16 protein-coding genes are annotated in these 15,217 nt (G+C 38.0%); 5 read left to right on the top strand and 11 right to left on the bottom strand.

Translation table 11 applies throughout. The features are described from left to right. Positions 1–137: 137 nt before the first annotated feature. Both ACXAGS_RS02620 and ACXAGS_RS02615 read right to left on the bottom strand, forming a co-directional pair. Complete coding sequence (locus ACXAGS_RS02620; RefSeq protein ID WP_474904279.1) at positions 138–1,679, bottom strand: glycine--tRNA ligase; 1,542 nt, start codon at positions 1,677–1,679, stop codon at positions 138–140. Positions 1,680–1,716: 37 nt separating this feature from the next. Beyond that, positions 1,717–2,613, bottom strand: a complete 897-nt coding sequence (locus tag ACXAGS_RS02615) for a hypothetical protein (protein WP_474904277.1) — start codon at positions 2,611–2,613, stop codon at positions 1,717–1,719. 274 nt (positions 2,614–2,887) lie between these two features. Here ACXAGS_RS02615 and ACXAGS_RS02610 point away from each other — a divergent pair, with 274 nt between their 5' ends. Further along, a complete protein-coding gene (locus ACXAGS_RS02610) occupies positions 2,888–3,349 on the top strand; it encodes a ComF family protein (protein ID WP_474904276.1) in 462 nt (153 codons plus the stop codon). A 62-nt stretch (positions 3,350–3,411) separates the two neighbouring features. Then, positions 3,412–5,031: an Ig-like domain-containing domain gene (locus tag ACXAGS_RS02605; RefSeq protein ID WP_474904274.1), complete on the top strand. Its 1,620-nt coding sequence runs from the start codon at positions 3,412–3,414 to the stop codon at positions 5,029–5,031. On the opposite strand, the gene ACXAGS_RS02600 is transcribed toward ACXAGS_RS02605, so the two are convergent. The 5 genes from ACXAGS_RS02600 to ACXAGS_RS02580 are packed head-to-tail and all read right to left on the bottom strand — an operon-like array spanning position 5,018 to position 9,321. Continuing rightward, positions 5,018–5,791, bottom strand: coding sequence for a nitrilase family protein (locus ACXAGS_RS02600; protein ID WP_474904273.1), 774 nt, complete (start codon positions 5,789–5,791; stop codon positions 5,018–5,020). The genes ACXAGS_RS02605 and ACXAGS_RS02600 overlap by 14 nt on opposite strands. Then, positions 5,792–6,415 carry an NUDIX hydrolase gene (locus ACXAGS_RS02595; protein WP_474904271.1) on the bottom strand — a complete coding sequence of 208 codons (624 nt, stop codon included), beginning with the start codon at positions 6,413–6,415 and terminating at the stop codon, positions 5,792–5,794. 3 nt (positions 6,416–6,418) lie between these two features. Beyond that, positions 6,419–6,889 carry an ankyrin repeat domain-containing protein gene (locus ACXAGS_RS02590; protein WP_474904269.1) on the bottom strand — a complete coding sequence of 157 codons (471 nt, stop codon included), beginning with the start codon at positions 6,887–6,889 and terminating at the stop codon, positions 6,419–6,421. A gap of 51 nt (positions 6,890–6,940) precedes the next feature. Continuing rightward, on the bottom strand, positions 6,941–8,299 hold the full coding sequence (locus ACXAGS_RS02585) for a DUF5689 domain-containing protein (protein ID WP_474904267.1): 1,359 nt from the start codon (positions 8,297–8,299) through the stop codon (positions 6,941–6,943). A gap of 56 nt (positions 8,300–8,355) precedes the next feature. Next, a complete protein-coding gene (locus ACXAGS_RS02580; RefSeq protein ID WP_474904265.1) occupies positions 8,356–9,321 on the bottom strand; it encodes a YheT family hydrolase in 966 nt (321 codons plus the stop codon). 135 nt (positions 9,322–9,456) lie between these two features. Here ACXAGS_RS02580 and ACXAGS_RS02575 point away from each other — a divergent pair, with 135 nt between their 5' ends. Beyond that, positions 9,457–11,103 (top strand): FAD-dependent oxidoreductase, encoded by a 1,647-nt coding sequence (locus tag ACXAGS_RS02575; protein ID WP_474904263.1) that lies wholly within the window; start codon positions 9,457–9,459, stop codon positions 11,101–11,103. Positions 11,104–11,111: 8 nt separating this feature from the next. Here ACXAGS_RS02575 and ACXAGS_RS02570 read toward each other — a convergent pair whose 3' ends face one another. Then, positions 11,112–12,089: an NAD(P)H-dependent flavin oxidoreductase gene (locus tag ACXAGS_RS02570; protein ID WP_474904261.1), complete on the bottom strand. Its 978-nt coding sequence runs from the start codon at positions 12,087–12,089 to the stop codon at positions 11,112–11,114. Positions 12,090–12,171: 82 nt separating this feature from the next. Between ACXAGS_RS02570 and ACXAGS_RS02565 the strand changes: the two genes are divergently transcribed. After that, positions 12,172–12,648 carry an acyl-CoA thioesterase gene (locus ACXAGS_RS02565; protein ID WP_474904259.1) on the top strand — a complete coding sequence of 159 codons (477 nt, stop codon included), beginning with the start codon at positions 12,172–12,174 and terminating at the stop codon, positions 12,646–12,648. On the opposite strand, the gene ACXAGS_RS02560 is transcribed toward ACXAGS_RS02565, so the two are convergent. Beyond that, entirely contained in the window at positions 12,632–13,525 is an 894-nt protein-coding gene (locus tag ACXAGS_RS02560; protein ID WP_474904258.1) for a DMT family transporter, read from the bottom strand. The genes ACXAGS_RS02565 and ACXAGS_RS02560 overlap by 17 nt on opposite strands. Then, positions 13,522–13,875 (bottom strand): arsenate reductase family protein, encoded by a 354-nt coding sequence (locus tag ACXAGS_RS02555; RefSeq protein WP_474904256.1) that lies wholly within the window; start codon positions 13,873–13,875, stop codon positions 13,522–13,524. Before ACXAGS_RS02555 ends, ACXAGS_RS02560 begins: the two co-directional genes overlap by 4 nt. A 77-nt stretch (positions 13,876–13,952) precedes the next feature. Here ACXAGS_RS02555 and ACXAGS_RS02550 point away from each other — a divergent pair, with 77 nt between their 5' ends. After that, positions 13,953–14,411 (top strand): DinB family protein, encoded by a 459-nt coding sequence (locus tag ACXAGS_RS02550; RefSeq protein ID WP_474904254.1) that lies wholly within the window; start codon positions 13,953–13,955, stop codon positions 14,409–14,411. A 2-nt stretch (positions 14,412–14,413) separates the two neighbouring features. Here ACXAGS_RS02550 and ACXAGS_RS02545 read toward each other — a convergent pair whose 3' ends face one another. Next, positions 14,414–15,166, bottom strand: a complete 753-nt coding sequence (locus ACXAGS_RS02545) for a DUF3298 and DUF4163 domain-containing protein (protein ID WP_474904252.1) — start codon at positions 15,164–15,166, stop codon at positions 14,414–14,416. Positions 15,167–15,217 lie beyond the last annotated feature (51 nt).

Below are 15,217 nucleotides of genomic sequence, written 5' to 3'. Positions count from 1 at the left end.
TGGATAAGTAATTCGAATGCGTTATTTAAGTATTAAGTTTTCTTATTGTTTTGTATTTGTCGATAGCAAAATCAAATACTATTGCACAAAAAAAGGGGAAAGCAAAACTTTCCCCTTATACAAATAGTCTATAATAGCTATATTTTTTGAAGCCAGTAACGTATATCTACCGCTTTAGAAATTATACCTTTTACTTGATCCATAGGTACACGTTCTTGCTCCATAGAATCTCTATGTCTAATAGTTACAGTATTATCTTCTAAAGATTGGTGGTCTACGGTAATACAGAAAGGTGTGCCGTTAGCATCTTGCCTTCTATACCTTCTACCTACCGCATCTTTTTCATCATAAGCTACTTTAAAATCCCACTTTAGCTCATCTACAAGTTTTTGGGCCAATTCTGGCAAACCATCTCTTTTTAATAACGGTAATACAGCTGCTTTTGTAGGAGCTAATACAGCCGGTAATTTAAGAACCGTTCGGGTAGAACCATTGTCCAATTCTTCTTCTTGTAGAGAATTAGAGAAAACGGCCAAAAACATTCTATCCAAACCAATAGAGGTTTCTAACACATAGGGCACATAACTTTTATTTTCCTCTGGATCAAAATACTGTAGTTTTTTGCCAGAGTATTTTTCGTGACTGCTTAAATCAAAGTCCGTTCTAGAATGAATACCCTCCAATTCTTTAAACCCAAATGGAAATTTAAATTCTATATCGCAAGCGGCATCTGCATAATGTGCCAATTTCTCATGATCATGAAAACGGTAATTATCTGGTCCCATACCCAAAGAAAGATGCCAATTTAATCGCTTTTCCTTCCATGCATCATACCATTCTTTTTGGGTGCCTGGTTTTATAAAATATTGCATCTCCATCTGCTCAAACTCTCGCATACGGAAAATAAACTGTCTTGCGACTATTTCGTTCCTAAAGGCCTTTCCCGTCTGGGCAATACCAAACGGCAATTTCATTCTACCGGTCTTTTGAACATTCAAAAAGTTTACAAATATACCTTGTGCCGTTTCTGGTCTTAAGTAAAGGTCCATTGCACTGTCTGCGGAGGCACCCAGTTTGGTACCAAACATAAGGTTGAATTGCTTAACATCTGTCCAGTTTTTTGACCCGGATAACGGACATGCTATTTCCAGCTCCTCAATCAAAGCCTTTACATCTGCCAAATCTTCATTTTCCAAAGATTTACCTAAACGCTTTAGAATGGTGTCTATTTTTTCTTGATAACCTAGTACGCGCCCATTGGTTGCAACAAATTGTTCCTTGTCAAAATCTGCTCCAAAGCGTTTTGCGGCCTTTGAAACTTCCTTATCTATTTTTGCTTCAATCTTGGCAACGTAATCTTCTACCAAAACATCTGCGCGATACCTCTTTTTAGAATCTTTATTATCGATAAGGGGATCATTAAATGCATCTACGTGACCAGATGCCTTCCAAGTAGTTGGATGCATAAAGATTGCAGCGTCTATCCCCACAATATTGTCGTGCAATTGGGTCATGGCCTGCCACCAATATTCCCTAATGTTCTTTTTTAACTCCGCACCGTTCTGACCGTAGTCATAAACCGCACTTAAACCATCATATATTTCACTGGACTGGAACACATAACCATATTCTTTGGCATGTGATATAACCTTCTTAAAAACGTCTTCTTGATTTGCCATTTGGCAAATGTAAAACATAGGTCTTAAAGAGAAAACCCTATTTTAATTGAAATTCTGTAGAAGATAGCAAACGTTCGTCTTCAAATACATTTAGGGTGTATATTCCGGGCGCTAATGATCCTTCTGGTATGGTAATGGCATCACAAACACTAAGTTCTTTGCCCATATAAACCACTTCTACCCGTTTGCTATAGGTATTACCGCCAACATTAATTAGGTTGGCATTATCTTCTATAACGGCCATGTCTGGATCCAAAAATTGGAAATAAATTATCTTAACTTCTCCCCGTTCATTTGGATTGCCTAAAATGGTAACACAACCACGAAGTTTTTCTATTACATCTGCCTTGTTGGTTTTTAAAGGTCTGCCGGCCCTTAACCTAAACCCTGCCCCCTCGGAATTCTGCATTTTAAGGTAGCTCTTAAACTTTAGTTCCTTGCTCAACTCTACATTGCGTTTTCTAGCAACTTCCTCCGCTTTGGCCAAAGAACTGGTTCTACCCCGTAAATCTTCTATTTGCTCTACCGTTCTCTGGTACTTATCCGTAAGCAACCTATTATTGTATCGTAAAAAGTTATTCTTGATTTTTAAGCTATCGAACTTGGCCTCTAATTTTCTTAGTGCCTTTCTATCGTCTTTCAACTTTAAAATATTAAAATTTAGACGACCTACGGAGTCCATCAACTCATCTATTCTATATTGTGATGAACGTAGTTCTATATCACTTACCTCATTTAATCCTGCCAAACGATCTACCTCTGCTTTCATTATAGAAAGGTCTTTTACAAGCAGCTTTTTTTCGTCTTCTAAATACGTAAGTTGATTTTGACTTTGCGCATAACTATAGTAGAACGCAATTAGAATAGCGATGATAACCGCAACAAGTGCCGCAAGTATAATCTTGTAATTGAAATTGGTATCTTGGGATTCCATTGGTTAAGTCGCTGATATGCAGGTCAAAGATTTGTTTTCAAATTGGTTGTCAAATATAATAAACGATATTAACTCTATCCTATTGCCAAAGGTATGTTTTGGATGTAATGGCAAATTATATAGGGGAGAGCACTTTTTGTGTACCGTTTGTCGGCATGATTTACCTTTCACCGAATTCAATTTTACCCAAGAGAATGCCGTTGACCGTATATTTTACGGGCGCTGCCAAATAAAAAAGGCATCTTCATTCTTATATTTTTATAATCCCGGAAAGGTGAAACAACTGTTGCATTATTTAAAATATTCTAGACAGAAAAAAATTGGAAATTTTTTAGGTCAATGGTTTGGACAACAAATTTTAGCAGAAAATACCTTGCCCACCATAGATTTTATAGTTCCAGTTCCATTACATCCTAAAAAACAAAAAAAACGAGGTTACAATCAGTTAGAAGGTTTTGGAAAAGAGTTAGCAAGCCTTTTAAATACCCAGTACAAAGAGAATGCTTTAATTAAAACGGCCAATACAAAAACCCAAACCAAAAAAAACCGATTGAATAGATGGCTGAACACTAAAAATCTTTACGAACCAAACCCTAGCGTAGACCTAAGTAATAGTACTATTTTATTAATAGATGATGTAATAACCACCGGTGCTACCATAGAATCTTGCGCCAATGCCCTGTACAAACACGAAAACATTAGCATTTATGTGGCCACTATAGCTTTTGTGCCTTAACACTCCTTAACTTTGGCTTTTGGTAATTAGTTGTTTCTTTGCCTAAGAATAGTATCAAATAAATGAAATTAGTACAACGGTTTTTTAGTTTTCTATTTTTAATGCTTGTTTGTGTTTCATTATGGCAATGTGCCAGAAGGGGTAGCCCCTCTGGTGGACCCAAAGATGTTACACCACCTAAACTAGTTAAAACAGAACCGGAGAACCTTACCAAGAATTTTAAAGGCGACAGAATAAAACTAACCTTTGATGAGTATATAAAACTTAAGGATGTACAGGAGCAATTAATAATTTCCCCTCCATTAAAATACCAACCGGAAATTAAACCACAAGGTAGTGCAAGTAAAACTATAGAGTTGGTTTTTAAAGACACACTTAGGGAAAACACAACATATACCATAAATTTTGGACAGAGCGTAGTAGACCATAACGAGGGTAACCCTTACAACTTATTAACTTTTGTTTTTTCTACCGGAGATGTTATCGACTCTTTAACCTTAACTGGAGCTGTTAGAGACGCCTTTAACCACAAAGCAGACGAATTTATAAGTGTTATGTTGTACGAAATGGATAGTGCTTATAACGACTCTACCGTTTATAAATATCCTCCCAATTATATGACCAATACGTTGGATAGCTTGCCCGTTTTCACCTTGCGGTATTTAAAAGCCGGGCAATACAAACTATTTGCTTTAAAAGACAAGGCAAAAAATAATGTGTTTGACCAAAGAGCGGATAAAATAGGTTTTCTAGAAGACACTATTACTCTACCAACAGACTCTATTTATTTATTAAAATTATTTCAAGAAGTTCCAGACTACAAGGCATCCGTGCCTAGTTATGTTGCTAAGAACAGAATTATTTTTGGTTATCAGGGCAATGGCGATAGTTTGCAAATAACCCCGTTAACCACTTTACCAGATTCTGTAAAAACTTTAGTAAGAAAAGAGGTAGAAAAAGATACCTTGAATTATTGGTTAACCCCTACAGACCTAGATTCCATACTTTTTACGGTAATCAATGAGCAGAAAAAACTGATAGATACCTTTACGGTAAAAACGCGTAAACTCCCTTTAGATAGTTTAAAAATAGCGCCAAGCCATAGCAGTAAGATTAATTTTGAAGAGTCTTTTTATTTTTCTGCCAATACCCCGTTAACCGCAATAGACACCGCATATATTTCTATTTTAGACAAAGATTCTACCAACGTGAATTTTTATTCCAAGCTAGATACCATAAAGAACAAAGTAAACTTGAATTTTGAACTTTTGGATAACCAAAATTATTATGTAAGTGCACTGCCAGGTGCCATTACCGATTTTTTTGGCACACAAAACGACACCTTACAAATAAAACTTACAACTGCCAGCTATGCAGATTATGGTGATTTAAGGTTTAATATTAAAGGCGACATAACTTATCCACTAATCGTGCAATTAACCAATAAAAAGGATGAGTTGGTAAGAGAAGTTTATCTTGAGGAAGATAAGCCTATTGATTTTCCAAAAATTCTACCCAATGAATATCAAATACGCGTAATTTTTGACGCAAACGGAAATGGGAAATGGGACAGTGGAAATTACCTCGAAAAAATACAACCGGAAAAAGTAGTTTATTATCCAGATATTATAGAAGTAAGAGCCTTTTCGGAATATGAAAACACCTTTACTATAAAAGAGTAAATTGGTCTCTATCTTCTAAAAAGCGAAGTTTATTTCTATGCAACTTAATGTGTTCCTTGCTTAAGGTCGCATAAAGAACTTCTTCCTTTTGAGAAAATACCTTTTGTTGTCCCAAAACGTCATAGACCGCAGAATGACCCGGATATTCATAACCTATACCATCTATACCAATTCGGTTTACGCCAATGCAATACGCCATGTTTTCTATGGCCCTAGCTTTTAGCAACGCATCCCAAGCATTAATTCTTGGTTTTGGCCAATTTGCCACGTACAATAGAACATCATAATCTACCGTATTTCTGGCCCATACCGGAAAACGTAAATCGTAACAGATTAACGGACATATTTTAAACCCCTTGTAAGTAATAATTAAATGTTCCCCTCCAGCTTTATAAACCTTATCCTCGCCGGCAAGGGTAAAGGTGTGCTTTTTATCATAACTATGTACGTTACCAGAAGGTGTTACAAAAAACAACCTGTTGTAATAATTGGCTTGTTCTTGCCATATGGTACTTCCTACCAAAGCAAATCCATACGTGCTTGCAAGTTTTTTTAACCATTCCAATGTGCTATCACCCTCTTCTTGAGTAACATTTTCGGGCTTCATGGTAAAGCCCGTGGTAAACATTTCTGGAAGTACTACTATAGCTACTTCTTTATTAATGTGCTGTAGCTTAGCTTCAATATTTTTTCTGTTCGCAATAGGGTTCTCCCAAATCAAATGGGTTTGTATTAACGCTATTTCCAAATTTGAATCCATTTAATCAAAATAAACCGAAAGGTCATTATTTCTAACTTTTGTACACAGACTTAAAATCTGTTCTTTTAAAATACGATTGGTAGATAATTCTGGTAAACCAATTAAAGAAAACCAATGGGCACCTAACATATCAAAACCAGGTTTGAGATTACCTGCTACATACGTACATAAAAAGACCATTTTGTACACGTAGAAAGGTTCTGGCGGATGGGGGTGCCTCTGCTTATCATATACTGCAAGTAAGCGTTTGGCTTTTACCTTAATTCCGGTTTCTTCCCTTACCTCGTTCTCTGCTATTTCTTTTGGACTGTAACCCACATCTGCCCAGCCACCTGGTAAAGTCCATTTTTTATCTGAACTTTCTTGGGCAAGCAATACTTGATCCTCATTATTTAGTACCAAAGCCCTAACATCTACCTTAACCGTGGGGTAATTTTTTACAGGTAAGAAGAAGTTTGATAATTTATCTAAAGGTTGATCAGTGACCTCTACTAGCAGGTCTAATGCTATCTTCTTTATAGCTGTATAACGCTCCCTATCATAATGGTCTTTGGCATATAGCAATCCAACATCCGCTATACCAATCATCTGTTTAATGGCGTTTAACGAACTTTTGTTATCCATTATTTATTGCAATAGGTTAACCAATTCTGTTGCTCCTTGCATTCTAGCATGGTCTAAAGCGGTATGGCCCCTTGCGTCTTTTGCATTTTTATTGGCACCATTGACCAGTAAGAGCTTTACAATATTGGTATGGTTAAAAGTAGCCGCGTAGATTAAACAGGTTCCACCCATAGAATTGGTTTGGTTTACATCTGCACCTTTATCAATTAATACCTTTGCTACTTCTGTATACCCCTTAAAACAAACACCCATAAGCGCGGTGTTACCCGTTCCATCCTTAACATCTATTAGTATATTTTTTTCTAATAGCACCTCTACCACGGACAAATGCCCATAATAAGCTGCTAAAATCAAGGGTGTAGACCCACGCTCGTCCTTGGCGTTGATTAGACTTGGCGTTGCTTTTAATTTTTGGGCAACCGTGGTTGCATCCCCATTTCGTATGTCGTTAAAAAACTCTTTTTTCTCTTCCATAATTGCAATTTGAAGATAACCATAAATTTACTTAAACCTCTTTAAAGTTTGTTAATCTCTAACCCCTGGATTAAAATCTTCTGGTGCATTTTGAGGTTGATTTATGGTGCCGCTGTCACCGGTATCATTGTAAAGCATCCATTCCGTGAAATCATAATTAGAATTAGCCGTCTCTATTCCTGAATTTCTTACGGCTTTTCCATCCTCAAACTCATGATTGGTGCCTGTGCCATCCTCACCTACAATACCAAAAGCATCTATCACCGTTCCAAAAGGGTCTATTAGAAAAAGATTGTCGTCTCCATTAGAATCCGCAGGGCTATTACTACCAGCTTCCAAATTTGGAGCAAAACCAAAAGTAGCTTCAAATTCTTGGGCATTTTTGGCCATGACCAAAAAACTGTTGGGTGTAAGGGTAATTTCAGACAAGTCTAGGGTAGAGCCAATTTCCGTATTGGCGTTGGTATACCGAACAATAGACCAACCCATTAGAGGCAATGTTTCTTCCCCAGCGTAATACAATTCTATAAAACGTGCATCTGCGTTGTTGTTGGGATCTGCCAGCTCTGTAAAAAATAGCTTATCCGTGGTAAATTCCGTAATCAAATCAGGGCATTGTTCTTGGGTAAAATTTAAGTCGGTTGTATCCCTAATCGCCAAAAAAGTGTTATTCCTATCCCTAACCAATATGCCGCTTGCCGTACCACTACCGCTGGGCAATTGCTGCGCTTGAAAATTGGAATAGCCGCTGTTTAACAACGTAACTGTTGCATCATTACAATCTATAAGCGTTCGGGTGGTTTCCATTTCTGCTACAGCATAGGTACTATCTTGTTCCGCAGCTATTACTTCTACCCTTGAAAATTGAACCAAGGTACTGGTCAAGGTAGTATCAACATCAGCTAGATCAATTGTTTTTGGTACAAGACCCACTGGGTTATTGCATGCAACCAGTACATGTTCTGGAATCTTTAATGCAGGTAATCTACCAACGCTTGTGGTACCAAACGCCGCAAATGTTCCACCCAACACAAATGCACCTTTTTGTTTACCTAAATACAGCCCTTTTAGCTTTAGCAATACTTTGGTGCCTATGGGATATTGCAAATAACTTGACCTTAAATCTAATAATAGTTGTATCCCCTCTGTTGGATTTTCAGCTGTATCTTGCAAATGTATGGTACCAAAAAAATTACCTGCCTGATCAGAAGAAATTACAAAACCTTCTATAATCAAGTCTTCTGTAATTAATAGTAAGTCACCCTTATACAAGTCTTTTACCGCTTTAAATGTGGTATTGGGCAATAAGATTTCTGAACAGTTTTTATTGGGTGTATCAAAATCTTCACTTTTTATACAGCCAAATAAAAGTAATAGGGTAATCGCTATTGCAATTTTCCTTAGTGGCATAAAAATAAATGGTTACGTGATGCTTAAAAGTAACTCAATACCAGCAAAATACAAAACTATTTATTTAGAACACTGGCAAAGAAAGCCACACAACGGTTTTCCGTATAACTAATATTGTTTTTACCCCAAAAACCAACATGTCCTCCAAAATAAGGTACTTCCAAACTTAAATAATCATTGGCTTCGGCTTCTTGGTAGGGATAACACTCCGGACCTAAAAAAGAATCATTGGCGGCATTAATTATCAAAGTAGGTACGGTAATGGCATGTAAAAATTGTTTAGAACTTGCTTTTTTATAATAATCCAGCGCATCCTTAAACCCATGCGCTGGTCCGGTGTAGACGTCATCAAAGTCCTTCAGGGTTTGTATGCCGTCAATTGCTGTATTGCTTAACTTATCTGGGAATTTTTGTTGTTTCTCCTTCAGTTTTTCCAGTAAGGTTTTCTTAAATCGATGGGAATACAGCGCATTTTTCCTTGCTAAAAGTTGGTTACAGGCACTTTTTAGGTCACACGGTACAGAAACGGCTACTGCCGCAGTAACCGGAGCTTGCGATCCTTTTTCTCCCAAAAATTTCAAAATTACGTTGGCACCCAAACTAAATCCTTTCAAAAAAATAGTATTGTATTTATTCTGGTTCAAAACGTGATTGATCACAAACTCTAAATCTTGCGTATGCCCAGAGTGGTAGCTGCTATATAGTCTATTAGGCTCTCCACTGCAACCCCTAAAATTTATCGCACAGGTATCTATTCCTCTTTGGTTTAAAATTTTTGCACTACCCGTTATATAATGTCTTTGTGCGCTCCCTTCTAAACCATGTAATAAAATACATATTTGATTGGTGGTCGCATTCGCTTCAGACCAATCTAAGTCTAAAAAATCGCCATCTGGTAATTCTAAACGTTCTCTGCGTTGTAATACGCCATTAATCTTACGTACCAAGCCTGCATAAATAGTAGAAAAATGTCCATTTTTAAATAAAAACGGGGGCTTATAGTCTGAAGGAATCAAGGGCATACGCAAAAATTAAAGCACCAAACTACGATTTTACAAAAAGCTAGCAATAGTAGAAAAGTTATATTATTTTTAAAGTAAATGGCGCTAAAAATTATACTGGCACCCCAGTTAAACCGATAATTTTAAATTACCAACATGAAAGATGCACGATTTCCAGAGTTAACAGCCAGACAAATTGGGGTTTTAAAGAATTACGGGGAGATAGAAAGCTTTGCAGAAACCACTATCCTTTTTAAGATTGGAGATCAGCAATATGATTTTTTTGTGGTAATGGCCGGAAGTATAACTATTGAGAATCCTGCAGATCAACATAAGCCCATAACCATTCATAAAAAGAATGAATTTACCGGAGATAGCGGCATGTTATCCCATAGAAGTTCTCAATTCAATGGTGTAGCACAACCCAAAACATGTGTTCTTAGAATTTCTCCCAAACAACTTAAAAAAGCAATTTCTGCACATAGCGATATTAGCGATATCCTATTGAACGCCTTTCTGTTACGCCAAGAAACCGTGCTCTCGCAATACGAAGGTGGCCTAAAACTAATTGGCACGTCTAACTCAAAAGAGACCTACGCCATACGGGATTTTATGGATAAAAATCACCTGTGGTATAATTTTCTGGACGTAAATATTTCAGAAAACGCGGAAGATTTACTCACTCATTTTGGGCTAACCCAAGAAGACTTGCCTATTTTAATTAATAGCGAGGCAAAAATGTGCCAAAACCCCACACTAGAAGAATTGGCTAGATACACCGGCGTTTTAATGGAGTTTGATGACACCATTTTTGATGTTCTAGTAATTGGCGCAGGACCGGCCGGATTGGCCGCTAGCGTTTATGCGGCATCTGAGGGGTTAAACGTTGTTACCATAGATGGAAAGGCTCCTGGCGGACAAGCGGGAAAAAGTTCTAAAATTGAAAATTATTTGGGATTTCCAACGGGGATATCTGGTAGGGATTTGGCCAACAATGCCTACATACAGGCACAGAAATTCGGCTGTAACATATCCATACCACATAAGGCAGAAAGCATTAGCTATGAACAAGGGGTTTTTACGGTTAGCGCCACCAATAATAAGGTAATCAAAACCAAAGCTATAGTTGCGGCTACCGGAGCCGATTACAGACAATTGCCCATTTCCAACATCGAAAAATATGAAGGAAGCGGTGTTTTCTATTCCGCAACCGGCATGAATGCTTCTGCCTGTAAAAATGAAATAGTTGGCGTAGTAGGCGGTGGTAATTCTGCAGGCCAGGCCGCTATGTTTTTGGCAGACCACGCCAAAACCGTTTATGTAATTATAAGGGGCGATGATTTAGGAGCCAAAATGAGCGACTATCTGGTACAACGCATCAACGCTACGGATAACATAACCGTTTTAAAATCTACCCAGGTAACAGAACTGCATGGCCAATACCATTTAGAAGCTGTTGTTCTGCAGCATAAAACCCAGGGCAATGCTAAAAAACCAATTACCAATTTGTTTACGTTTATAGGGGCCAAACCCTGTACCGAATGGGTTGCGGACTTGGTTGAAACAGACGAAAAAGGCTTTATCTGTACAGGTCCGGGAATTAAAAAAGAAAAACTTTTACAGTGCAAAATCTTTAAAGAACGCAAACCACAGTCTTTAGAAACCAGTATACCCGGCTTCTTTGCCGTGGGTGATGTTAGAAAAGGCTCCGTAAAACGCGTAGCTTCTGCCGTGGGCGAAGGTTCAATGGCCGTTAGCCAAGTACACCAATATTTGGCAGACCTTAAAAAAGTTTCCTATTAAAATTTGTTTTAATCCCTAGGAAAAGTTTCCAGTAATTTGGCTTGTTCTTGTATAGCTGCTTTAAATTCCGCTTTAAGCTTGCCCACCAGTTCGTTAACGGGTAAGGTCTCATGTATACTGGCAGAACCTTGACCAGCACTCCAGATGGTTTTCCAAGCTTTGTGTTCCGTGTCCATTTCTTTACCAAAATCTATTTTTTGGTCCTTTTCCAAGTCTTCTTTGGTTAAACCGGCAGCATCTAGGCTTGCGGTTAAAAAATTAGCATGTACACCAGAAATTGCAGCGGTATAGGTAACATCACTAGCCCCAGCATCTTCTATCATTTTTTGATAATCTTCTGGAGCGTAGCTTTCTTCGGTATTGATAAAACGCGTACCCATGTATGCAAAATCTGCTCCCATTTGCATGGCCGAAGCAATATCCCTACCCGTGCTGATACAACCGGACAGAATAATGGTTTTATCAAAGAACGTCTTTGTTTCTGCCACCAAAGTCATAGGATTAATGGTTCCTGCGTGCCCGCCGGCACCGGCAGCTACTAATATTAGACCATCTACTCCTGCACCGGCAGCCTTTTTGGCGTGGCGCTTTTTTATAACATCATGAAAAACCAAACCACCATAACTATGTATGGCATCTACAACCATTTGTACGGCTCCTAAAGAGGTTATTACCAAAGGCACTTTGTGTTTTACGCACAATTTAACATCGGCTTCTACTCGTGGGTTGGTTGGATGCACAACAATATTTACACCAAACGGTGCCGCTTTTTTACCGGTTTCTTCTTCCCACCTGCTCAATTCTGTCTTTATCTGAATTAACCATTCCTCAAAACCTTCACTTGTACGTTGGTTCAAAGCTGGGAACGTACCTACTATCCCATTTTTACAACATGCTATTACCAACTCTGGTCCAGAGATTAAAAACATAGGCGCAGCAATGGCTGGCAAGGAAAGTCTGTCTAAAAATGGTGTATTCGGATTCATAATAATTCAGTTTTAAATACAGTTTGTCTTCAAATCTATGCTATTTTTATCAATCCTATGCATGCATAATAAAAATCAATCTATGTTTTTAAAAGAATTTGAAGTTAGATGGAGTGATGTAGATGCCAATAGACACTTGGCAAATTCTGCTTACATTAATTTTATGAGCCATACCCGTATGGCCTACTTATCTAAGATTGGCTTTGGCCATAAGGAGTTTGAAGCCTTTGGAATTGGGCCCGTGGTCTTTTACGAGCATATGTATTATTTTAAAGAAGTTTTTCCGGGCAAGCCCATTCGTGTTTCTTTAGAATGGAAAGGTCTTAGCAAGGACGGGATGTTTTTTGAGTTTCACCATAACTTTTACGATGCAGCTGGTAAAAATGTTGGCCATTGCGAAATGATGGGTGCTTTTATTGATATGAGAAAACGAAGTCTTACCGGTTTACCAGATGAAATTCTGCAAACTTTTATGGCAGAAGAAAAAGCGGCTGATTTTAAATTCTTGACCAAAGAAGACACCCGTAAACACGTTCGTTTGCCTAAGGATTTGGTTTAGGTTTTTTACTGGCCAAATAGACTCCTACAAGTACACAGCAGCCTGCCAGCACTTTTACCAAGGTTAGTTGGTCTTTGCCTACGGCTATGGCAAATAAGATACCTAGTACCGGTTGCAAGTAGATAAATGCCCCAATTGTACTGGCGCGTAGTTGGGTCATGGCATAGATATTAAAAAGATAGGTGCAAAATGTGGTGCCTAAAATCACAAAAAGGATTACGCCATAAGCCCATAAGGGCATGGTGGCCCATTGTATTTCCATAAATTCCCCAATGGTTATAGGAAAATTAATTACCACCGCAATAGTAAACAACCATTTCATAAAGGTAAATGGGTGGTATTTGGTCACCAATTTTTTTGCCACTACCAAGTAAGAACCGTAGGCGGTAGCATTTACGATCATTAAAAAATTACCCAAAGGGATATTGGGGGCATCTTGTCTTAATTCGGCACCAAAAAGTATGGAACCCAATGCACCTACCAAACCCAAAAAAATACCTAGACCCTTATTAAAGGTTACTTTTTCACTTAAAAATAGAGCGGATAAAATAACAATGACAATAGGACTTATGGTTACCAATACCGCGCTGTTAATGGGGGTAGACAATTGCAACCCCTTAAAAAAGGCCAACATGTTTATTACCATACCCAATAGCGCGGCAAAAAACATGCGTAAGTAATCAGACTTTTCTATTTTTTCTTTAGGTCCAAAAAAGGAAATAAGCCAGAATAAGATGGCCGCCCCGGTTACCCTTAAAAAAATAAACGCAAAGGGTTTAACATGCGTTGGCATAACCCCTTTTGCAATGGTGTGGTTTAGGGCATAGATCAAGGTGGCACCAAAAGCCGCTAATATGGCTAGCGTACGTTTGCTCATCCGTGGAGCGCTTCTTTGGCCGCTTCTACTTGTTTTTTAGCGTTACCTATAAATATAGCATCGTCTACCATTACTACCGGGCGTTTTAAAAAGGTATAATGCTCTAAAATAAGATTCTTATAATCGGTCTCTTCTAGTTTTTGCTCCTTTAAATTACGCTGGCGAAAAAGCATGGCCCTTCTACTAAACAAAGACTCGTAGCTATCTGTAAGGGAACGCATGTGTTCCAACTCTTCTTCGGTTACCCCTTTTTCTTTAATTTCCCTAAGTTCTACCCCATCTAATGGTTTTAATGCTTCTAAAATTTTCTGACAGGTTTTGCAAGTAGCTAGGTAAAATATAGTCTTCATTTTTAAACGAACTTTAGACGTACAAAGTAACCCAATTAAATGCGATTACCCTATTTTTGGACACAGATATACATACCATGGAACAACTATTTACAATCTGCCAACAAAATAGAAGTAAACTAAAGGATTTTTTAACAACCTTAGATAAAGACGTCTTATTCCACATACCGGAAGGGTTTAACAATAATATTTGGTGGAATGTTGCCCATACCGTGGTTACCGAGCAATTGTTAATCTACAAACTAAGTGGGTTGGAAATGAATATTTCTGACGACCTGGTAGCAAAATACAGAAAGGGTACGTTCCCAGAAGAAAATCCGTCTGATGCTGAATTTGAACAGGTACTAGAACTGTTGACACAGTTGCCTGCCCAAACCTTAAAAGATTACAAGGCCGGTAAATTCAAGGACTTTAAAACTTACCCAACTAGCTTTGGCGTTACCTTAAATTCCGTGGAAGATGCCATAAACTTCAATTTATTTCATGAAGGGATGCATTTTGGGAATATCCTAGCACTTAAAAGAGCTGTAAAATAGCCTTAGTTCGTTACTATCTTTCCTTTTACCACTAGGTACGGATTTACCTTTTCATATGGCAAGGTAAGGGTAATTGACCCGTCTGCATACGAAGCAATTTCATATTGATTGTACCACAACAGCAGGCCTTCTGGCCCGTAACCTATATTGGTAGGTAATTGAAAAACATCGTCCTCAAACATAAGACCAGTATGGTTAATGGGTTTGTCCGCCGGTATATTTTCTTGCTTTCTAAATTCCTGTTCTGCCATAGCTTTAAATTCGTCTAGGGCTACAAACAAATCTTCGGGCGCCAACAATAGGGCGGCTTGTTTAGAAAAGTTCAAAAAATTTACAGCACTATAGCCGTGCGCGCCACCTGTAAACATATAGGTTTGCATTTGTAGGGTTACCAAAGAATCCGTTTCATAAAATACCTTACCTTCAATATTGGCTTCCCAAGGAATCATATCGTCCCCGTATTGGGTTTTTAATTCTGTAAAACTAGCCTCAAAAGCCTTTAAGGCCTCATCAACCGAATTTAGGCTTACCTCATCGTTAAAATTCAACAAAGAAATTACTTCGGCATCAAGGGTACTGTTAATGGTTTTGGCCAAGTCCGTTTCATCTGTAAAACGGGGTAAATTTAGCTGCGCATCCAAACAAGCATCACAAGCCGTTGTTTTAAATTCTTGCGTTTCTACGGCTAATTTTTGTTCGCCAGCACAAGAAAAAATCAGTAAAACCAATACGTATAAAGGGAATTTTATTTTCATAATCATATTTAGGTAGTTCCAAAAGTAACCATACTTTTATAACCTAAGAAC

This window comes from Croceivirga sp. ABH4_376 (assembly GCF_056160685.1).
This window is presented reverse-complemented; position numbering and strand designations above follow the sequence as displayed.